This is a genomic window from Mesorhizobium sp. P170090 (assembly GCF_057786115.1).
The window spans coordinates 3652554-3672545 of sequence record NZ_JBYNWH010000001.1 but is presented as its reverse complement, the minus strand read 5'-3'; the positions used below and the strand labels follow the sequence as shown (position 1 = coordinate 3672545).

The 19992-nt window shown below is 63.1% G+C and carries 22 protein-coding genes and 1 pseudogene; 12 read left to right on the top strand and 11 right to left on the bottom strand.

The annotated features are described in order from the left end of the window. Window positions 1–104 precede the first annotated feature (104 nt). Together AC3EML_RS17655 and AC3EML_RS17650 are read left to right on the top strand one after the other, a co-directional pair. Window positions 105–1352: a cytochrome P450 gene (locus AC3EML_RS17655; protein ID WP_023669418.1), complete on the top strand. Its 1248-nt coding sequence runs from the start codon at window positions 105–107 to the stop codon at window positions 1350–1352. A gap of 18 nt (window positions 1353–1370) precedes the next feature. Beyond that, on the top strand, window positions 1371–2087 hold the full coding sequence (locus AC3EML_RS17650) for a transporter substrate-binding domain-containing protein (protein ID WP_023669417.1): 717 nt from the start codon (window positions 1371–1373) through the stop codon (window positions 2085–2087). Between the two features lie 21 nt (window positions 2088–2108). Here AC3EML_RS17650 and AC3EML_RS17645 read toward each other — a convergent pair whose 3' ends face one another. From AC3EML_RS17645 to AC3EML_RS17620, 6 genes are all read right to left on the bottom strand, one after another. Next, entirely contained in the window at window positions 2109–2441 is a 333-nt protein-coding gene (locus AC3EML_RS17645) for a cupin domain-containing protein (RefSeq protein ID WP_488505273.1), read from the bottom strand. 237 nt (window positions 2442–2678) lie between these two features. Continuing rightward, on the bottom strand, window positions 2679–3959 hold the full coding sequence (locus tag AC3EML_RS17640; protein ID WP_352521832.1) for an O-acetylhomoserine aminocarboxypropyltransferase: 1281 nt from the start codon (window positions 3957–3959) through the stop codon (window positions 2679–2681). 167 nt (window positions 3960–4126) lie between these two features. Continuing rightward, entirely contained in the window at window positions 4127–4648 is a 522-nt protein-coding gene (locus AC3EML_RS17635) for a CoA-binding protein (protein WP_023711525.1), read from the bottom strand. Continuing rightward, window positions 4645–5427: an AAA family ATPase gene (locus tag AC3EML_RS17630; RefSeq protein WP_023736498.1), complete on the bottom strand. Its 783-nt coding sequence runs from the start codon at window positions 5425–5427 to the stop codon at window positions 4645–4647. Before AC3EML_RS17630 ends, AC3EML_RS17635 begins: the two co-directional genes overlap by 4 nt. An 8-nt stretch (window positions 5428–5435) precedes the next feature. After that, window positions 5436–5858 carry a VOC family protein gene (locus AC3EML_RS17625; protein WP_023689472.1) on the bottom strand — a complete coding sequence of 141 codons (423 nt, stop codon included), beginning with the start codon at window positions 5856–5858 and terminating at the stop codon, window positions 5436–5438. Window positions 5859–5869: 11 nt separating this feature from the next. Further along, complete coding sequence (locus AC3EML_RS17620; protein WP_023669411.1) at window positions 5870–6691, bottom strand: enoyl-CoA hydratase; 822 nt, start codon at window positions 6689–6691, stop codon at window positions 5870–5872. A 146-nt stretch (window positions 6692–6837) separates the two neighbouring features. On the opposite strand from AC3EML_RS17620, the gene AC3EML_RS17615 reads away from it, so the two are divergent. The 3 genes from AC3EML_RS17615 (at window position 6838) to rpsI (ending at window position 8467) form a co-directional block, all read left to right on the top strand. Then, entirely contained in the window at window positions 6838–7302 is a 465-nt protein-coding gene (locus AC3EML_RS17615; protein ID WP_023693292.1) for a PaaI family thioesterase, read from the top strand. Window positions 7303–7518: 216 nt separating this feature from the next. Next, on the top strand, window positions 7519–7983 hold the full coding sequence (gene rplM, locus AC3EML_RS17610; RefSeq protein WP_023669409.1) for a 50S ribosomal protein L13: 465 nt from the start codon (window positions 7519–7521) through the stop codon (window positions 7981–7983). 1 nt (window position 7984) lies between these two features. Next, window positions 7985–8467, top strand: coding sequence for a 30S ribosomal protein S9 (gene rpsI, locus AC3EML_RS17605; RefSeq protein ID WP_023669408.1), 483 nt, complete (start codon window positions 7985–7987; stop codon window positions 8465–8467). 267 nt (window positions 8468–8734) lie between these two features. On the opposite strand, the gene AC3EML_RS17600 is transcribed toward rpsI, so the two are convergent. Further along, the gene (locus AC3EML_RS17600; RefSeq protein WP_023693291.1) at window positions 8735–9634 is read right to left on the bottom strand and encodes a LysR family transcriptional regulator; all 900 of its coding nucleotides are present in this window, start codon (window positions 9632–9634) and stop codon (window positions 8735–8737) included. A gap of 91 nt (window positions 9635–9725) precedes the next feature. On the opposite strand from AC3EML_RS17600, the gene AC3EML_RS17595 reads away from it, so the two are divergent. Continuing rightward, entirely contained in the window at window positions 9726–10598 is an 873-nt protein-coding gene (locus tag AC3EML_RS17595; RefSeq protein WP_352521831.1) for an aldo/keto reductase family oxidoreductase, read from the top strand. Window positions 10599–10798: 200 nt separating this feature from the next. Here the strand turns inward: AC3EML_RS17595 and AC3EML_RS17590 are convergent. Continuing rightward, window positions 10799–11018: pseudogene (locus tag AC3EML_RS17590) on the bottom strand (glycerophosphodiester phosphodiesterase family protein); the annotation flags it as partial. A 98-nt stretch (window positions 11019–11116) separates the two neighbouring features. On the opposite strand from AC3EML_RS17590, the gene speB reads away from it, so the two are divergent. The 3 genes from speB (at window position 11117) to AC3EML_RS17575 (ending at window position 13975) form a co-directional block, all read left to right on the top strand. After that, on the top strand, window positions 11117–12118 hold the full coding sequence (speB, locus tag AC3EML_RS17585) for an agmatinase (protein ID WP_023669405.1): 1002 nt from the start codon (window positions 11117–11119) through the stop codon (window positions 12116–12118). Between the two features lie 29 nt (window positions 12119–12147). Beyond that, window positions 12148–13074: an N-acetyl-gamma-glutamyl-phosphate reductase gene (gene argC / locus AC3EML_RS17580; RefSeq protein WP_023669404.1), complete on the top strand. Its 927-nt coding sequence runs from the start codon at window positions 12148–12150 to the stop codon at window positions 13072–13074. A gap of 61 nt (window positions 13075–13135) precedes the next feature. Continuing rightward, window positions 13136–13975, top strand: coding sequence for an aminoglycoside phosphotransferase family protein (locus AC3EML_RS17575; RefSeq protein WP_352521830.1), 840 nt, complete (start codon window positions 13136–13138; stop codon window positions 13973–13975). Between the two features lie 53 nt (window positions 13976–14028). On the opposite strand, the gene AC3EML_RS17570 is transcribed toward AC3EML_RS17575, so the two are convergent. After that, window positions 14029–15153: a COX15/CtaA family protein gene (locus AC3EML_RS17570; RefSeq protein WP_023823249.1), complete on the bottom strand. Its 1125-nt coding sequence runs from the start codon at window positions 15151–15153 to the stop codon at window positions 14029–14031. A gap of 150 nt (window positions 15154–15303) precedes the next feature. Here AC3EML_RS17570 and AC3EML_RS17565 point away from each other — a divergent pair, with 150 nt between their 5' ends. Then, window positions 15304–15519 (top strand): DUF2842 domain-containing protein, encoded by a 216-nt coding sequence (locus AC3EML_RS17565; RefSeq protein WP_023669401.1) that lies wholly within the window; start codon window positions 15304–15306, stop codon window positions 15517–15519. Between the two features lie 15 nt (window positions 15520–15534). Here AC3EML_RS17565 and AC3EML_RS17560 read toward each other — a convergent pair whose 3' ends face one another. Continuing rightward, window positions 15535–16593, bottom strand: a complete 1059-nt coding sequence (locus tag AC3EML_RS17560) for a polysaccharide deacetylase family protein (protein ID WP_023693288.1) — start codon at window positions 16591–16593, stop codon at window positions 15535–15537. 91 nt (window positions 16594–16684) lie between these two features. Between AC3EML_RS17560 and AC3EML_RS17555 the strand changes: the two genes are divergently transcribed. Further along, window positions 16685–17914: a GNAT family N-acetyltransferase gene (locus AC3EML_RS17555; protein ID WP_023750745.1), complete on the top strand. Its 1230-nt coding sequence runs from the start codon at window positions 16685–16687 to the stop codon at window positions 17912–17914. A gap of 3 nt (window positions 17915–17917) precedes the next feature. On the opposite strand, the gene AC3EML_RS17550 is transcribed toward AC3EML_RS17555, so the two are convergent. Then, complete coding sequence (locus tag AC3EML_RS17550) at window positions 17918–18628, bottom strand: GntR family transcriptional regulator (RefSeq protein WP_023669398.1); 711 nt, start codon at window positions 18626–18628, stop codon at window positions 17918–17920. 264 nt (window positions 18629–18892) lie between these two features. On the opposite strand from AC3EML_RS17550, the gene AC3EML_RS17545 reads away from it, so the two are divergent. Further along, a complete protein-coding gene (locus tag AC3EML_RS17545) occupies window positions 18893–19981 on the top strand; it encodes an ABC transporter ATP-binding protein (RefSeq protein WP_023750744.1) in 1089 nt (362 codons plus the stop codon). Window positions 19982–19992 lie beyond the last annotated feature (11 nt).

The window sequence follows — 19992 nt, the reverse complement described above, 5'->3', positions numbered from 1 at the left end:
TTCGGTACTTCGCCGAGGTCCGTCTCAGTTGGCTCAATTCATAGGCCCGTCGGGGCCAACATACGGTCTGGCACCAAGCCGGCAAGCCGCGCTAATGGTCTGGCATGACCACATCCATGCCGCCCTACCTCGCCTTTGATCCAGCCACGCGCCGCCTGCGGCTCGATCCGCACGAACCGGCGTTTTTCCAGAACCCTTACGACGCCTATGCCGTCCTGCATGGCGCATCGAATGCCTTCTTCTGGGAGGAATTCGGCTTCTGGTGCTTTGGCGGCTTCGACGACGTCAACCGGCTGTTGCGCGACCGCCGCTTCGGCCGCCAGAACCCGGCCGGCATTCCCGACAGCCGCGGCATCGGCGAGGATCGCTCGCATTTGGCCGCTTTCGACGGCATCGAGAGCAATTCGATGCTGGAGCTGGAGCCGCCGGTGCACACCAGGCTCAGAACCCTGGTCAACCGCGCCTTCGTCTCGCGCCAGGTCGAGCGGCTGCGGCCGCGCGTGGAGGCGCTGGCCAATGAGCTGATCGACCGTTTCGAACCGCGCCAGGTCGATCTTTTGCCCAGCTTCGCCGCGCCGTTGCCCATCACCATCATTGCCGAAATGCTTGGCGTGCCGGTCGAAATGGGGCCGCAACTGCTCGACTGGTCGCACCGGATGGTGGCCATGTACATGCATGGCCGCACGCGCGAGACCGAGCAAGCGGCCAATCGCGCCGCGCGCGATTTTTCCGACTTTTTGCGCGGCTATGTCACCGAGCGGCGCAAGAAGCCTGGCGACGACCTGCTGTCGCTGCTGATCGCGGCGCAGGAGGATGGCCAGAAGCTTTCTGAGGACGAACTGGTGTCGTCCGCCATCCTTTTGCTCAATGCCGGCCACGAGGCGACCGTTCATCAAACCGGCAACGCCGTGCGCACGCTGCTGGCGCAAGGCGGCGACCCCGCCCGCTTCTTCACCTCGCCGGAAGCAACGGCTGCAACGGTCGAGGAGTGCCTGCGCTTCGACGCGCCGCTGCATATGTTCACCCGCTACGCCTATCTAGAGGTCGAGGTGACATCGGGGGTTGTCGTACAACCGGGCGAGACGATCGGCCTGCTACTCGGCATGGCCAATCATGATCCGCTTGCCTTTGCCGAACCCGGCGCCTTCCAGCCCGGCCGACTAGACCAGAAGAATGTCTCGTTCGGCGCCGGTATCCATTTCTGCATCGGTGCGCCGCTGGCGCGGCTGGAATTGCAGGTGTCGCTGAAAACCCTGTTCGAGCGGCAGCTGCAACTCCATCTTGCGGAGCAGCCGCGCTTCCGCGACACCTATCATTTCCATGGGCTGGAAAAGCTTATTGTGAGCTTGTGAGGACGGCGGAGCCGACGCATGCCCGAGAAAATGAGATTCGCCTTTCTACAAGAACCACCCTTCTGCTTTATCGACGGATCGGGACGTCTGGGCGGCAGCGATGCCCAACTGGCCAAGAGGGTCTGCCTGACGCTCGGGCTGGAACTTTTGCCCATCGAGACCGAGTTTGCCGAGCTGCCGCCTGGGTTTGCCGAAGATCGGTGGGACATAACCACCGGCCTGTTCTTTTCCGACGACCGCCGGAAGCTGGTCGACTTCACAAGGCCGATCTGGATGCTGGCGGATGGATTGCTGGTCGCGAAAGACAATCCCCGCGCCTTCGATGGCTATCGGTCCGTCGCCAATGATCGGACGGCGCTGATCGGCGTCATATCGGGCCAGATCCAGCACCGGACCGCCCTGCAAAACGCTATTCAGCCCGAACGGCTAAGGATATTTGCCACTCAGCCCGAAGCAGCTAACGCCGTCGCGGCCGGCGTGGTGCATGCCTATGCGAGTGCAGCGCTCGCGCATCGCGGCTATCTGAGCCGGCGACCCGACGCGCCTCTCGACGTCGTCGACGTCCCGGCAGTCGAAAAACAGCCAGCGCCCGGCGCTTTCGCTCTCGCCAAAGGCAGTGCCACCCTGCTCCAGCGCGTTGATTTATGTCTCAGTGATTTGCTTGGAAGTCCCTGGCACAGGGAGATGATGAGCGGATACGGCTTTTCCGACACTGACATCGATCGGCTTTTGTGAAGTCCAAGCGCGACCGAGCGGTCAGAGCTTGATCACATACTCCTTGCGGGTCGTTTCAAGCACTTCCCAACTGCCCCTGAAGCCTGGCCTGAGCACGAAGCTGTCGCCGGCGCGCACCGTGCGCGCCTCGCCGCCATCCTCGGCAACCACCGAGACGCCGGACAGGATGTGGCAGAACTCCCATTCGTCATATTCGATGCGCCATTTGCCCGGCGTCGCTTCCCAGATGCCGGCATAGAGGCGGCCATCGCGCTCCTCGACATTCCAGGTGCGGAACTTCGGATCGCCCGCAATCAGACGATCCGGCGCCGGGGCGCCATGTTCGGCGTCGACGCTGTCGGTCGATATTGCCAAGTAATGCGCGGACAGGGCTTGCCTCCAACAGATTAGTGAGTAGTGAGTAGTGCAGTGAGTAGTGACTAGTGAGTAGTGAGTAGTGAGTAGTGAGTAGTGAGCGGAAAGCGCTCCCTCGAGCGGGTGGCTGATCACTAATCACTGCTAAATGGTGAATACCGACTACTACTCACTACTCACTACTCACTACTCACTACTCACTACTCACTACTCACTACTCACTACTCACTCAAAAAATCAAACCTTGGTCAAAGCCTGTTCCAGATCGGCGACGATGTCGTTGACATCCTCGATGCCGACGGAAAGCCGGACCGTGTCCGGTCCGGCACCCGCCTTGACCTTCTGCTCGTCGGAAAGCTGGCGATGCGTGGTCGAGGCCGGATGGATGACCAGCGACTTGGTATCGCCGACATTGGCGAGGTGCGAGAACAGTTCGAGCGCCTCGACGAACTTGATGCCTGCGTCGTAGCCGCCCTTCAGGCCGAAGGTGAAGACAGCACCGGCGCCTTGCGGCGAGTATTTCTTCTGCAGCGCGTTGTTCTTGTCGCTGGGCAGGCCGGGATAGTTGACCCAGGCGACCTTGGGGTGGTTGGACAGCCAGCCGGCTACGGTGATCGCATTGTCGCAATGGCGCTGCATCCTGAGCGGCAAGGTCTCCAGCCCGGTCAGGATCAGGAAGGCATTGAACGGCGAAATCGCCGGGCCGATGTCACGCAGGCCAAGCACGCGCGCGGCGATGGCGAAAGCGAAATTGCCGAAGGTTTCGTGCAGGACAAGGCCGCCATATTCGGGGCGCGGCTCCGACAGCATCGGATATTTGCCGGATTTCGACCAGTCGAACGTGCCGCCATCGACGATGGCGCCGCCGATCGAATTGCCGTGGCCGCCGATGAACTTGGTCAGCGAATGGACGACGATGTCGGCGCCATGCTCGATCGGCCGCACCAGATAGGGCGAGGCCAGCGTGTTGTCGACGATGAGCGGCAAGCCGTGCTTGCGGGCGATGTCGCCGATCTTCTCGATGTCGACGAAGGTGCCGCCGGGATTGGCCAGGCTCTCGATGAAGATCGCCTTGGTCTTGCCATCGATCTGGCTTTCGAAAGTGGAGATGTCGTTGGTGTCGGCCCAACGCACCTCCCAGCCGAAATTCTTGAAGGCATGGCCGAACTGATTGATCGAACCACCGTAAAGCCTTGTGGCGGCGACGAAATTATCGCCAGGCCGCATGAGATTGTGGAACACGATCACCTGTGCGGCATGGCCGGAAGCAACGGCAAGTGCAGCCGTGCCGCCTTCGAGCGCCGCGATCCGCTCTTCCAGCACCGCCTGGGTCGGGTTCATGATGCGGGTGTAGATGTTGCCGAAGGCCTTCAGCCCGAACAGCGAGGCGGCATGGTCGGCATCGTCGAACACAAAGGAGGTCGTCTGGTAGATCGGCGTGGCGCGTGCGCCCGTTGCCGGGTCGGGCTTGGCGCCGGCATGGACGGCGAGCGTGTTGAAACCGGGCGTGCGGGTCATCGAAAACCTCCCTGAGCGGTAAACGTGTGAATGGTGAAATGATGAATGGTGAGCGATAAATGGTGGTCGCAAAGTCGGCCAGTCCCACCTTGATTGCAAGCCGCTCATATGCGGCTTTACCCGGCTTCCAGGAAAATCCTTCTATTCACCATTCACCATTCACTGCCTTACTTCTGGCGCACACCGAAACTCTGGAATCCCGACCGCATCAGCGGCTTCTTCGACGAAAGCACACCGGAGTTGACGCCGGTCCAGCCGATCTCGCCCGACAGCTTGCCATATTCGATCTTCGGGCAGCGGTTCATCACCACCTTGATACCGGCCGCCTCGGCGCGCGCGGCCGCCTCGTCGTCGCGCACGCCAAGCTGCATCCAGATCACCTTCGGCAAGGGGTCGAGCTTCAGCACCTCATCGACAATGCCGGGCACCGATGCAGAGGCGCGAAAGATGTCGACCATGTCGACCGGCTCCGGCAGATCGGCAAGGCTGGCATAGGTCATGCGGCCGAGGATTTCCTTGCCGGCCTGCCCCGGATTGATCGGAAACACCGAAAAGCCCTTGGCCAGCAGATATTTCAGCACGAAAAAGCTCGGCCTGACATCGTTGGCCGACGCGCCGACCATGGCGATGGTCTTCACAGAATTGAGGATGCCGCCGATATAGGCATTGTCGTAGCTATCGTGATTCACTCGTCGGTCTCCCTCAGTGCTTCCTCCATAAAGGACTGCGGGTCCGTGCAGAAGTCGCGCATCATGCGAAAATGATCGGTATCGGTGAAATCGGTCGGATCGAGGCCGAAACGGCTGATTCGGAAGAGCCGCGCGCCGGGACAAGCCATCAGCAGCGGCGAATGCGTCGCCATGATCACTTGCGCCGTGCCTGACTGGTCCATGCGCCGCAGCATCTTCAACAATTCGATCTGCCGCGACGGCGACAGCGCGCTTTCGGGCTCGTCGAGGATGTAGATGCCTTGCCGGCGGCAGCGCTCCTCGAAAAAGCGAATGAACCCTTCGCCATGCGACCACGATAGAAAGTCCGGCGGCGGCGGTCCGAACGGGTCTTCGAGTGCCGCCTGGTCGAGATAGCGCGCGACCGAGTAAAAAGATTCGGCACGAAAGAACCAGCCGGCGGTGACTTTTGGCAGCCAGTGGCCGCGGAATGTATTCGCCAGTGCCGCACCGCTCTTGTCGATGGCGATGGAATGATCGACCGGACGATAGCCCTTGCCGCCGCCGGCCTCGTCGTAACCGGCCAGCGCGCCGATGGCTTCCAGCAGTGTCGATTTGCCGGTGCCGTTTTCACCGACAATGATGGTGATCGGCGTGGTGAATTCGAGCTCGAATTCACGGCCGCGAAACAGCGGCAGGTTCCATGGATATTTTTCCCAATCTTCCACGCGCTCGGGGTCAATCAGGATGCGTTTGAGATAAGGCGCCTTAAGCCGGGTCAGTTGCTTGCGATAGCCCATGCGGGCGCTCAGTCCGGCAGCGAGATGGTGCCGTCATCCGCGATCGGGAAGGCCGGATTGTGTGCGACTTCCCAGACATGGCCGTCGGCATCGGCGAAATATCCATACCAGCCGCCCCAGAAGGCGCGGCCTGCCGGCTTGACGATCCTGCCGCCGGCCTTCTCGGCGGCCGCCAGCACGTCGTCGACTTCGGCATCTGAGCGGGTGTTGTAGGCGAGGTAGACCGCCGACGGTGCTGCGGCGAAGGCAATGCCTGAATCCTCCTCGGCGCTTGGCCTCGGGAACAGGCCGAGAATGGCGCCGCCCATCTGGAAGAAGGCGACGCCATCGGTGATGCCGGCGTGGCGCTTCAAGCCCATGCCTTCGTAAAAGCGCACGGCGCGCTCGAGATCGTCGGTGGCGATGGTGATGATGGAGATGCGCGGTTCCATGGATCGAAAACCTATTCGTCCGTCCATTCCGGTTTGCGCTTGCCGATGAAGGCGCCGATGCCTTCCTCGGCGTCGCGGGCCAGCATGTTCTCGACCATGACGCGGCCGGTATAGGCATACGCGTCCGCCAACCCCATCTCGGCCTGCGCGTAAAAGGCTTCCTTGCCGGTCTTGACCACCAGAGATGATTTGGAGGCAATGGTTTGCGCGTATTTGGTGACGATCTGATTCAGGTATTCGCGCGGCACGACGCGGTTGACCAGGCCGAATTCCTTGGCGGTTGCGGCATCGATGGTCTCGCCGGTGAGCAGCATTTCCATGGCGTGCTTGTGAGACACGTTGCGTGACAGCGCCACCATCGGCGTCGAACAAAACAGGCCGATATTGACGCCCGGCGTGCAGAAGGTCGCTTCATGCGAGGCAATGGCGAGGTCGCAACTGCCAACCAGTTGCAGCCCCGCAGCAGTGGCGAGGCCATCGACTTCGGCGATGATCGGGAGCGGATGGCGCACGATCTGCTGCATCAACGCCGCGCAAGCCGAAAATGTCTGCTCGAAAAACCCCTTGCCCTTGTCGGCGTCGGCGCGGCGCGCGGTCATTTCCTTGAGATCGTGACCGGCGCAGAAGACTTTCCCGGCGGCCGCCAAGACGATGACGCGGACCGATTTGTTGGCCTTGGCACGGTCGAGCTCGGCGCTCAATGCCGCCATGACGGAAAGCGACAAGGCATTGGCGGGCGGATTGGCGAGCGTCAGGCGCAGCACGCCCTTGTCCAGCCCGGCGATGACCGGCCCGTCTATGGCAACAGGTTTGATCGAAAGGATTTCGGCCATGACAAGGGTCTCCGCGATTCCGCCGGGCGCCGCCAGACTATCTAATATCGGATCGAGTTTCATCAACACCCATCGCTTGCGCCAGAGGTGTTGCCAGAAGCGCATCATTGCGTTCATACAGGCCCGGCATAGAACGAGAGACCGACATGCCCGCCCAGGACAATCTCAAGCCGGTGCTGACGGCGGCTGAAGTCAATGCGCTGATGGCCAGCGTCTACCCCCAGCTCAACGACGAGTTCACGTCGTATGAGGCGCTCGATGTGTTTCCCGGCGGCTGCACGGTGCGGCTCAACGCCAGCGAACGGCATTTGCGTCCCGGCGGCACGGTGTCCGGGCCCTCGCTGTTCACGCTGGCCGACATTGGCGGCTATGTCTGCGTGCTCAGCCATGCCGGGCCGGATGCGCTTTCGGTTACCGTCAACCTCAACATCAATTTTGTCCGCAAGGCCGAAGCCGGGCCGATCGACGGCCATTGCCGCATCCTTAAGCTGGGCAAGAGCCTGATGGTGTTCGATATCGACATCGTCGCCGGACCGAAGGGACACACGGTAGCGCATGCGACCGGCACCTATTCGATCCCGCCGAAGCGCGCCGCCGATGTGGTAAAATAATACCTTTTGATCAAACCTTTGTTTTTATTACACTTTACGAGCAGACGTGCTTTTCCCGCGCCTTGACGTGCACCACCCCCTCGCCTATAAGCCGTCACGAAGCAGCGGCCCGCAAAGGCCGCCGTTTTGTTATTGGCGGCGGGCAAGTGCCTTGTCGCCAATCCAAGCAACAAGAAACGCCTTCTTCGGAAGGTCAAAATCGAAAGCAGAAAATCCATGGCAACCTTTTCGCAGAAGCCTGCGGATGTGGTGAAGAAGTGGGTGCTGATCGACGCCGAGGGTCTCGTCGTCGGCCGTCTCGCCACTGTCATCGCCAATCATCTTCGCGGCAAGCACAAGCCCACCTTCACCCCGCATGTCGACGACGGCGATAACGTCATTGTCATCAATGCCGACAAGGTGGTGTTCACCGGCAAGAAGTTCACCGACAAGGTCTATTACTGGCACACCGGTCACCCCGGCGGCATCAAGGAGCGCACCGCGCGCCAGCTGCTCGAGGGCCGTTTCCCCGAGCGTGTCGTCGAGAAGGCCGTCGAACGCATGATCCCGCGCGGGCCGCTCGGCCGTCGTCAGATGAAGAACCTCCGCGTCTATGCAGGCACGGAACATCCGCATGTCGCCCAGCAGCCCGTCACCCTCGACGTCGGCGCGCTGAACGCCAAGAACAAGAAGGTTGCATAAGATGGCTGAGCTTTCCTCGCTCGCAGAATTGGGCGCCGCCACCGGCAACACCAACACCCAGCCGGCAGCACCCGTGCATGTCCAGAAGCTCGACAAGTCGGGCCGCGCCTATGCCACCGGCAAGCGCAAGAACGCAATTGCGCGCGTCTGGGTGAAGCCGGGTTCCGGCAAGATCGTCGTCAACGACAAGGAATTCGCGACCTATTTCGCGCGTCCGGTCCTGCAGATGATCCTCAACCAGCCGATCATCGCTTCCAACCGCGCCGGCCAGTACGACATCGTCGCCACCGTCATCGGCGGCGGCCTCTCCGGCCAAGCCGGTGCCGTTCGTCACGGCATCTCCAAGGCGCTGACCTACTATGAGCCGGCACTGCGCGCCGTGCTCAAGAAGGGCGGCTTCCTGACCCGCGACAGCCGCGTCGTCGAGCGCAAGAAGTACGGCAAGGCGAAGGCCCGTCGTTCCTTCCAGTTCTCGAAGCGCTAAGCGCTGCGACGTTCCAGACATCGAAAGGCCGCCTCCGGGCGGCCTTTTCTTTTGGGTCTCGGCAGTCACCCCACCCGGCGCTTCGCGCCGACCTCCCCATCGAGGGGAGGTAGGAGGTCGCGGCAGTTTTGCCACCCGGACAATCCACGATGGTCCAGCGGCTAGCAAACCAGTTCGACCATAAAAACGCGGCACCCTACCTCCCCTCGATGGGGAGGTCGGCGCGAAGCGCCGGGTGGGGTGATGGCGCCGGCCTCGGTTCAAGTCTCAGAACTTGCCGGCCTTAATATAATCGATAAACGCCCGTAGCGGCGCCGGAACCAGACGCCGTCCGGGATAGTACAGAAATGGCCCGGGAAAGCTCTGCCACCACGGTTCGAGCACGGGCTCCAGGGCGCCGCTTTCGAAGTGGGGGCGAAGCCAGCCCTCGAAGAGAGCGACGATGCCGCTGCCGGCAATGGCCGCATGGACGGCAAGATCGCTCGCCCCGCCGATCCGCACGATCAACGGCCCCGTCGTGTCGACCCGCACCACCTCGCCGTCGCGCTCGAATTCCCACGGCAGCATCGCACCGCTGGCAAAACGACCGCGCAGACAAGCATGGCCAAGCAGGTCGCTCGGGTGCTGCGGCCGCCCATGGCGCTCGAGATAGGCGGGGCTGGCGCCAGTGGCGAAGCGCTGGACGCGCGGTCCGATCGGCACCGCGATCATGTCCTGCTCCAGTCGCTCGTCATAGCGGATGCCGGCGTCGCAGCCGGCCGCCAACACGTCGACGAAGTTCTCATCGGCGATGACCTCCAGCCGAATGCCGGGATAGGCGGCGAGGAAGCCCGGAACGATGTCGGGCAATATCAGCCGCGCGGCGCTGACCGGGACGTTGAGGCGCAGCGAACCGGCCGGCCTGTCGCGAAAGCCATTGACCACGTCGAGGGCCGCCTCCACCTCCGACAGCGCCGGGCCAAGCCTTCCCAAGAGGCTGAGGCCTGCGTCGGTTGGAACAACGCTGCGTGTGGTGCGGTTGAACAGCCTGACGCCGAGCTGCGTCTCCAGGCGGCGCACCGCTTCGCTCAGGCCCGACGCGCTGCCGCCGCCGGCGCGAGCCCCTTCGCGAAAACCGCCGGCACGCGCCACCGTCACGAAAGCGTTCAGATCGCCAAGGTCCATCATTGTTCGCCATTCCGCACAAGCTGTACGGATTGTACCTTATTATCCCGAGGTTGAGCAGCGTCTATCTTCGCCTCCTCAAAGGAGACCGACCATGTCCACCATCCAAAAATCCGGCACATTCACCCTCGGCAGCCACACCGTGAAACGGCTCGGCTACGGCGCCATGCAACTTGCCGGCCCGCACGTTTTCGGTCCGCCGAAGAATTATGACGCGGCCATTGCAGTGCTGCGCGAAGCGGTGGCCTCCGGGGTCAACCACATCGACACCAGCGACTATTATGGCCCGCATGTCACCAACCAGCTGATCCGCGAAGCGCTGGCGCCCTATCCGCAAGACCTCGTCATCGTCACAAAGATCGGGGCGCGGCGCGGCAGCGACGGCTCATGGCTGCCTGCCTATTCCGCCAAGGAACTTGAGCAGGCCGTGCACGATAATCTCAGGAATCTCGGTCTTGAGGTGCTGGATGTCGTCAATCTGCGCATCATGTTCGGGGTGATGGGTCCCGCCGAGGGCTCGATCGAGCCGCAGTTGACCGCGCTTGCCGAACTGCAGCGCAAGGGTCTGGTGCGCCATATCGGCCTGAGCAACGTCACCCCAGCGCAGGTCGAGGAAGGCCGTGGGATCGCCGAGATCGTCTGCGTGCAGAACCAGTACAATCTGGCGCATCGCGACGACGACGGGTTGATCGATGAACTGGCGCGCGCCGGTATCGCCTACACGCCGTTCTTCCCGCTCGGCGGTTTCAGCCCGCTGCAGTCGTCGACCTTGTCGGATGTGGCCGCGCGGCTCGGCGCCACACCCTTGCAGGTTGCGCTCGCCTGGCTGCTGCGCCGCTCGCCGAACATCCTGCTGATCCCGGGGACGTCGTCGATCGGGCATTTGAGAGAGAACCTGGCGGCGGCGGAACTGGAGCTGTCGGCCGATGTGCTAAGGGAATTGGATGGGGTGGCGAAAGCGGCGTGAAGATTTTGCGGGCGGCGCTGTCACCCCACCCGCGCCTTCGGCGCGACCTCCCCATCGAGGGGAGGTAGGAGGTCGCGGCAGCCTTGCATGCCTCGCAATCGCTACGACTGTCGGAATCTAAAGCGCCAACGCCCTACCTCCCCTCGATGGGGAGGTCGGCGCGCAGCGCCGGGTGGGGTGATGGCGCCGACGTACGATTACTAATTGATACTCGCCGTATTCGCGGCTCGGCCGGCTTCGCCTCATCCACATAAGGCACCCTAAACCCGTTGGCCCCCAGCCAGCCAATGGCAGCCTTCGGTTCGTCGGTCTGGATGATGGTGGCGCCGCGTTCGGCCCAGAAACCGTGGTCTCGGCCGGCATGCCGGCCTGCACCGCCAGTTCATCGCCGCAGCCGCCGGAGAGGAAGCCGCCGGGCCTTGCACCTTGGCGATACAAGTCCTTCGCCAAGCTGTGACTGGCATCTTGCGTGCCGGTTCTGTAGTTGTGGCAGCCCGATGAACAAAGAAGGACCCGTAATGGCGAACCAGACCATCGACAACGCGTTCACCGCCCGCTCCAAGACGGGGCCTTCCTTCGAGCCGACCTATGCCGGCGCGCTGTCGTTCATGCGGCGCAAATACACCAAGGATGCAAAGGGCGCGGACGCCGTCGTGTGGGGCATTCCGTTCGATGCCGCCGTCACCAACCGGCCGGGCGCGCGCTTCGGGCCGCAGGCGATCCGCCGCGCCTCGGCGATCCTCGACAACGACCCGCAATATCCGTTCTCGCGCGACCTGTTCGAGCATCTCGCCGTCATCGACTATGGCGATTGCCTGCTCGATTCGGGCAATCACCAGAAGACACCAGGCACGATCGAGCGCGAGGCGGCGAAGATCCTGAAATCGGGTGCCTTCCTGTTGTCGCTCGGCGGCGACCATTTCGTCACCTGGCCGCTGCTCAAGGCGCATGCCGCCATCCATGGGCCGCTGGCGCTGGTGCAGTTCGACGCGCATCAGGACACCTGGCCTGACGATGGCAAGCGCATCGACCACGGTTCGTTCGTCGGGCGCGCCGTCAATGAGGGCATCATCGATCCTGATCGTTCGATCCAGATCGGCATCCGCACGCATGCCCCCGATACGTTCGGCATCAAGATCCTTTACGGTCACGAGATCGAGGAGATGCGGGCTTCCGACATCGCCTATGCGATCGTCGACCGCACCGGCGGCAGGAAGACCTATCTCACCTTCGACATCGACTGCCTCGACCCGGCCTTTGCGCCCGGCACCGGCACGCCGGTTGCCGGCGGACCGTCCTCGGCGAAAATCCTGTCGACGCTGCGCCAGCTCGGCCAAGTCGATATTGTCGGCGCCGACGTCGTCGAGGTTGCGCCGGCCTATGATCACGCCGATATAACGGCGATCGCCGGCTCGATGGTGGCCATGCACTATCTCGGCCTGGTGGCCGAGCGAAAAGCGCGGGCGGAAGAGCTGAACAGCGGCAACCATGGCGCGGCAAACCATGGCCAGGGCATATAGGCCTGAATTAGCAGGGAATTGACGGGCACATGAAACCGAAAATCTTCATCGATGGCGAACACGGCACCACCGGCCTGCAGATCCGGGCGCTGCTGGCCGAGCGCGGCGACCTCGAGATCATCTCGATCCCGGCCGAGCGCCGCAAGGAAACGGCGGCGCGCGCCGAGTTCCTCAATGCAGCCGATGTCGCCATCCTGTGCCTGCCGGATGCGGCTGCCAAGGAAAGCGTATCGCTGATTGCCAACGACACCACCAAGGTGATCGACGCCTCCACGGCGCATCGCGTAGCCGAGGGCTGGGAATATGGCTTTGCCGAGATGGAAAAGGGCCAGGCCAAGATCATCGCCAATGCAAAACGCGTCGCCAATCCCGGCTGCTGGCCGCAAGGACCGATCGCGACACTGCGGCCGCTGGTCGCCGCCGGCCTGCTGCCGGCGGATTTCCCGATCACCGTCAATGGCATTTCGGGCTATTCGGGCGGCGGCCGGCCGATGATCGAGGACTATGTCGCCAAGGGCGAGGATGCCTCTGAATTCCAGGTCTATGGGCTGACCCTGCAGCACAAGCATGTGCCGGAGCTGCGCACCTATGCGAAGCTGTCGCACGATCCGATCATGCAGCCGGCGGTCGGCAATTTCGCCCAAGGCATGATCACGGTGGTGCCGCTGCAGCTCGGCGGGCTTGACCATGTGCCGGCCGGCGCCGAACTGCACGCGGCAATCGCCGACCATTTTGCCGCCATCAAGGGCGGCGTGGTCGAGGTAGCTCCTTACGAGCACGTGGAGCGCCTGCCCGAGATCAATCCCGAGGTCTATAACGGCACCAATCGGATGAAGGTCTATGTCTTTGCCAATGACGACAGGGCGCAGGCGCTGCTGATTGCGGTCTATGACAATCTCGGAAAGGGCGCCTCGGGTGCTGCCGTTCAGAACATGGATCTGATGCTCGGCCTTTAATTCAGTTGGAGAGAGCATGTTGCCCGAAAACCGCTTAACACTTTTCGGCATCACGCTCTGAATGGACGCGCCTGCATTTCCAAAGCGCTGGAAGATCAGCGCGCCCGAGCTCATTGCGGAGACGTTTTCGAGCCGCATCTGGAAGGTGCGGCGTGAGGACGGCTCGCCGGCCATCGTCAAGGCGCTCAAACCATTCGACGATGTCGAGGACGAGTTGCGCGCCGAGCACTACCTCGCATGGCGGCGCGGCGAAGGCGTGGTGCGGCTGCTTGGCCGGGACGGCCACCGCATGCTGCTCGAATATGCCGGCGACACCCTGCTTTCCGACGTTCTGGCCAAAGAAGGCGACAACGCCGCGACCGCAATCGCGGCCGAGTTGATGGGGAGACTGTTCTCGCCCACAAGACACCCTGCCCCGCCGGACCTGCAGCCGCTGCGGACACGGTTTGCCAGCCTGTTCAAAAAGGCCGGAGCCGATCGCGACGCCGGAGAGCACAGCCTCTATATCGAGACCGCCGAAATCGCGGACCGGCTGCTCGATGCCCCGCATGCGGTCAAGCCGCTGCATGGCGACCTGCATCACGACAACATTTTGCACGGTGCGCGCGGCTGGCTGGCGATCGACCCGAAGGGCGTGCTCGGCGATCCCGGCTTCGACGCCGCCAATCTGTTCTACAACCCACTGGGGCGCGACGACCTCTGCCTCGATCCCGAGCGCATCGCGCATATGGCCGAGATCTTCGCCAGGACACTCGGCCAGACGCCGGCTGCCATTCTCGACCATGCCATCGCCTATGGCTGCCTGTCGGCCGCATGGCATCATGAGGACGAGAATGCGGTCGACGAGAACCGCGAGCTGTCGGTTGCGGGAGTGATCCGAAAGGTGCGGCTCAGCTTCTGACCGGCGCAGCCTCGCGCGTTAGACGTAGCGAGGCAGTTCGTTCGCGAAATAGATTATTGCGACGGCCAAGACACCGTAGACGATGTACCTGCGTTCATGGGCGGCCGCGTTGGCAGTGGATAGGCGCCCTTGTTGCCGCGCCAGTGGGCGGCGGCAAATCCCAGCAGGACAAGCGCGAAGGCCTGATGGGTCAGCGCCATGTGCAGCGGCACCTGCATCAGCAGCGTGCCGATGCCGATCGAGGCCTGGACCAGCACCAGCAGAAACAGCAGCGTCGCGCGGCGTGCGTGTGTCGTGCCTGGTAAACGCCGGCGTGTCGCGATCATGTGCCAGAGCCCGACGGCAAAGACCGTGTAGGCGCCCAGTCGGTGGACGAACTGCACCGTCTTCGGGTTCTCGAACAAGTTGCGCCAGGCCGGCTCGAGCAGAAGCAAATCTGACGGGATCACCTTGCCGTCCATCAGCGGCCAGGTGTTGTAGCTCAGGCCGGCGTCGAGCCCTGCGACCAGGCCGCCGAGATAGATCTGGACCAGCACCAGCAGCACGATGAAGCCGGCCAGCCTTTGTGTCGGCCGGTCGGCGGCAGGCTCCGAATGCGGCGCCAGCCCGCGCGCGACCACCATGGTGGCAGTGAAGATCAGGGCGGCAAGCGTCAAATGCGTGGCCAGCCGGTACTGGCTGACGGAGACGCGGTCGACCAGGCCGGAGGCCACCATCCACCAGCCGATGGCGCCTTGCAGGCCACCAAGCAGCAGAATACCGACCAGCTTTGGCCCAAGGCCGCGCTCGATGCGGCGCGTCGCCCACAAGACCAGCAACGGCAGGCCGAAGACCAGGCCGACACTGCGCGCCAGGATACGGTGCGCCCACTCCCACCAGAAGATCGACTTGAAGGCATCGAGGCTCATGCCCTTGTTGAGCTCGGCATATTGCGGAATCTTCTGATAGAGCTGGAATTCCTCCTGCCACTCGGCGTCGTTGAGCGGCGGTATCACGCCGTGGATCGGCTTCCACTCGGTGATCGACAGGCCGGAATTGGTGAGCCTGGTGGCGCCGCCGACCAGCACCAGCGCAAACAGCACCAGAAGCACGACATACAGCCAGCCGCGCACCAGCGCCCGATTTTTCAAGTCGCGATCGCGGTCAATGTAAGGCGCGGCGGCTGATATGGCGGCCATGGTTGGTCCCGGCAGGTTGACGTGGCGGATTGGTGAACCATCGCAACCCGGCTGACAAGACCGGACGGCGCGGCACGCCGTCGCGCCGCATCTCCCGGGTTGCACAGGCGCGCGGTTGGGCCTAAGCGGAGGCGATCAACGAGAACGCTCATGCCCATCCGCCTGAAAAAGCTGATCGGAACTTTCCTGCTGGTGGCGCTGGTCATCATCTATGCGCTGGTCGCGTCGATCATAGCGGTCGCGCAGCTGTCGCAATCCAGCCCGCTGGTGCACTTCCTGTTCTTCCTGTTCAGCGGCCTGTTCTGGGTGCTGCCTGCGATGGGCATCATCAAATGGCTGATCCTGGAGCCGCCGCCGAAAGGCTGAAGAGCCCGCCCCAGGTTAGATGGTGACCACCATTTTGCCGGCATTGGCCAGCGGCGTCGTTAAGCCCGACAACATGGTGCGGATATGGGCGACGCTCTGGTAGCGGCCGTTGATCGAAATGCGCGGCAGCGCGTGCAGGAAGCCGGCGTGCTCGGCGTGCAGCACGCCGTGGCGAGTGGTCACCGCCGAGGCGTAGCCGGCGTCGCGGGCAAAGCCCACTTCGCGGCAGCCGACAGCGCTGGCGTAACCATAGGGGTAAGCGAGATGACGTGGGTCTTCGCCGAGCTGCGCCTGCAGCTGGCGCCTGACGTCGACGATTTCATGGCGCGCATCGGCTTCGTCGAGCCGCTTCAGGTTGCGGTGGTTGACCGTATGCGCGCCGATCGTCACCAGCCTGTGCCCGGCCACGGCGCGGATATCGTCCCAAGTCATCAGCGTGCTTGGGCGCAAGCCATCGAGGTCGATGCCGTTCGAGTGCGCCAGATCGCGCAGCACGGCGCGCTGATCCTCCTCGCGCACCTCGAGCGTCAGATAGGCATGCAGACGCGCATTGGCGTGGAGTTTCTTGCCGTGGGTCGAGCAGTCTATGGTCACCGGCCCCTTCGGCGTCGCCAGCGTCAAACGCTCCCGCGCGTTGACGATATCCTCGACCACGTCCCACCATAAATCGGCGCTGCCGTCGATCAGACCCGGCGCGACATAGATGGTGATCGGCGCGTCGTGCTTTTCCAGCACTGGCAGCGCTTCGGTCATGTTGTCGCGATAGGCGTCGTCGGCGGTGATGGTGGCGAACTGGCCGTCCTTGCCGCCGGCCTTGATGCGCTCGATCGCCTCGTCAAGGGTGACGAAGGCATAGCCCCTCGACTTCATGTCGGCGACGAGAGCGTCGAGGAATCGCGGGGCGATGTTGAGGTGGCGGTTGACGCCGTCCGGCTTCTCCGGCGTGGCGGTGACCCGATGCAACATGAGGATGGCGCCAATGCCGCCGACGAACGGCTTGGCCAGCGGTGCAAGGCCGGTAAAGCGGGCGATATTAAGCGCCAGTTTCCGAACTGCCTCACCACCGTCGATCATTCATTCACCTTTTGCGCCTAGGCTCGATCCAAGCACGGAACGCGCCGACGCGAACTCCTGATCGCGACGAATACGCCTTAAGGATTGAGGTATGGTTGACGCCACCGCGTCATTTGACGGCAATCGGCTCGCCGCAAGCAAGGCGTCTGCGCGCACGCCGGCTGCCGACCAGACCAGTCTGTCGGTGTCGATCGCAGATGCTGCCGCGCTCGCCTCTTACGGCGAATTCTGCCGTTCGGCGCTGTTTGCGCCGGCGCAAAGCGCGGCCTGGGTTCGTGCCTGGACGGCGCAGGCCAATCCCGATGCAGTCGTCGCCACGCTCAAAATCGAGGACAGGCCGGTCTTTGCACTGGCACTGGAAATCACGCGAACTGGTCCATTCCGCGTCGCCCGCTTCATGGGCGGGCGCCATGCCAACGGCAATTTCGCCGCCGCCGATCCGGCATGGCTGGCAAAGGCCGATGCTGGGGGGATCCGCAGGCTGGTGACGGCGATCGGCAAGGCGCGTCCCGACATCGATCTCGTTGCCTTGGAAAGGCTTCTGCCCGAACTCGATGGCGTTGCCAATCCGCTGGCGGCGTTCTCCAACTTTCCGAGCCCAAACCTGTCGCTCGCCGTCAATCTCGACGGTGGTTTCGATGCGCTGCTGTCGCGTGTGGGCGGCAAGCGCAAGCGCAAGAAGCACCGTTCGCAGACACGCAAGTTCGAGGCGGTCGGCGTTCATCGCCGCATCGAGGCGCAGACACCGGAAGACGTGAACCGGCTGCTCGACGCTTTCTTCGAGATGAAGGAGTTCCGCTTCGCCAAGATGGGCATCGCCAATGTCTTCGGCGAGCCGGAGGTGCGGGCTTTCTTCCGTGCCCTCTTCGCCGGCGCGCTGGCCGAGGAGAAACCGGCCTTTGTGCTGCATGGGCTCGAAGTGGCCGGCAAGCTGCGCGCAATCACCGGCTCGAGCCGCTCGGGCAAACGCCTGATCTGCGAATTCGGCGCCATCGCCGAGGACGATCTCGGCCACACCAGCCCCGGCGATTTCCTTTTCTTCGACATCATCGAGGAAGCCTGCCAAACAGGCTTCGATGTCTATGATTTCTCGGTCGGCGACGAGCCCTACAAGCGGCTCTGGTGCGATATCGAGACCAGGCATTTCGAGGTGCTGGCGCCCCTGACGCTGAAGGGACGCGCCCTGGCGTCGGCGCTGCGGCAGGGCGCACGTGCGAAAGCCTTCATCAAGAACAACCCGACGGTCTGGAAGCTGACCAAGATGCTGCGCCGCAAGGCCGTCGGACAGGCAGCGCCCGCTCCAGCGGACGACGAAAACTAGCCATCAGAAATTCAGCGCTTCGCGGAGCGCCGGGCCGGCCCTGACCCGCAGGTCGAGATCTGCCTCGATGTGGTCGATATGGTGCAGCATCAGCCGGCTCACCAACCCGCAATCGCCGCTTTCCAGCGCGCCGACCATTTCCGTGTGCTCACTGTGTCCGCAGGCCGACACGCCGGATCGTCCGTAAAGGGCGATCACCAGCGACGAACGCGCCACCAGCTCCTCCATGAAGCGCTGCAGGATGGCATTGCCGGCGACGGAGGCGAGCAGCAGGTGGAAATCGCCTGATGCCTTGATTTCGGAGCGCCGCGCGGTTGGGCCGCGCTCGGCGATGAAGCGGCCTTCCTCGTCGAGCTGCGCGCGGAACGCAGCGATATCGGTGGCTGTGACCCGCCCACAGGCGGCAATGGCTATGCCCGGCTCGATCAGCCGGCGCGATGCGAACACCTGGCGCGCTTCCTCGGGCGAAGGGTTGGCGACGAAGGCGCCACGGTTGCGCTCGGTACGCACCAGCCCCTCGAAGGACAGCATCTGCAGCGCCGCGCGCGCGACGGTGCGCGAGACGTCGAACAGCGTGCCGACCTCGCCTTCCGACAGCTTGGTGCCGGGCGTCAGCCGACGGTCGACGATGGCGTCCCGCAGATTGTCGCGGATCGCCTGGGCGCGATCCTGGTTGGCGCTGTCGGCGGAATGGATCTGATCGGCAATGTTCATGGCGATGATGGTTCCCAGCCTCTTCTAGCGCAACTCGTCGCCTGCGCACGAGAGGCAAAGTGGACACCAAGCCAAAAAAGATTGCATACGATTCTTGTGCAGATCGCGCACAATCGCCCATAATTTGTGCAATGCACAAGATAGCCTACCGGCTAGGCAGTGGGCAAGAACCCCGATTTTGCTGACGATTTAAACGCTTGGGCCGATTGCCGCCGATTGGCACGCATAATGCATTGGTTAATGCGACCAAACGGGGAAGCCTGAATGTCCAAAGCCGCCGAGATCGACATCGTGTCCGTTTCGAAAGTGTACGGAACGACGACTGCCGTCGAGGCCATCAGCCTGAAAATACCGGCAGGCACCTATTGCTGCCTGCTTGGCCCCTCCGGCTGCGGCAAGACCTCGACGCTGCGCATGATCGCCGGCCACGAAAGCATTTCGTCGGGCGATGTCCGCCTCGGCAACATTGTCGTCACCGACCTGCCGCCGGCAAAGCGTGGCACGGCGATGATGTTCCAGTCCTATGCGCTGTTTCCGCATCTCGACCTTGTCGACAATGTCGCCTTCAGCCTGAAGATGAAGGGCGTCGACAAGGAGCAGCGCCGTGCCAAGGCGCTCGACATGCTCAAGCTGATGCAGATGGAGGCCTATGCGACGCGCCGGCCGGCGCAGCTTTCCGGCGGCCAGCAGCAGCGTGTTGCACTCGCCCGCGCTCTGATCACCGATCCCGAGGCGCTGCTGCTCGACGAGCCGCTGTCGGCACTCGACCCGTTCCTGAAGATACGCATGCGCGCCGAGCTGAAGAAATTGCAGACCTCGCTTGGCATCACTTTCGTCCACGTCACCCACAGCCAGGAAGAGGCCATGGCCTTGGCGGACCTGATCGTGGTGATGAATGACGGCCGCATCGAACAGGCGGCACCGCCGCGCGATGTATTCGAGCGGCCGGCCACGGCCTTTGTCGCGCGCTTCATGGGCGACCACAATGTCATCTCCGGCCGGGTCACCGGCGAGCGTGGCGGCATGGTCGTCTTCGACGTCAATGGTGGCGCCTCGCTCGCCGCCCGCGGGCAAGGCCAGGAGGTGGGCACGCCGATCGACATCGCCATCCGCACCGACCATGTGCGCATCGGCGAAGCACCCTCTCCCGGCCTCGGCTTCACCGGCATCGTCTCCAACATCGAATATCGCGGCGCCACGGTGAAGCTGTCGGTCACCGGCGGCGGCATCGACGATTTCACCGTTATCATCGACGATTCCGACTTCTTCGCCAAACCCGTCGCCCTTGGCGACGCCGTACCGCTCGCCTGGGATTCCGAGGACGCCATCGTCCTCGGCCGCCTTCATTCATGAATTCAACGAAG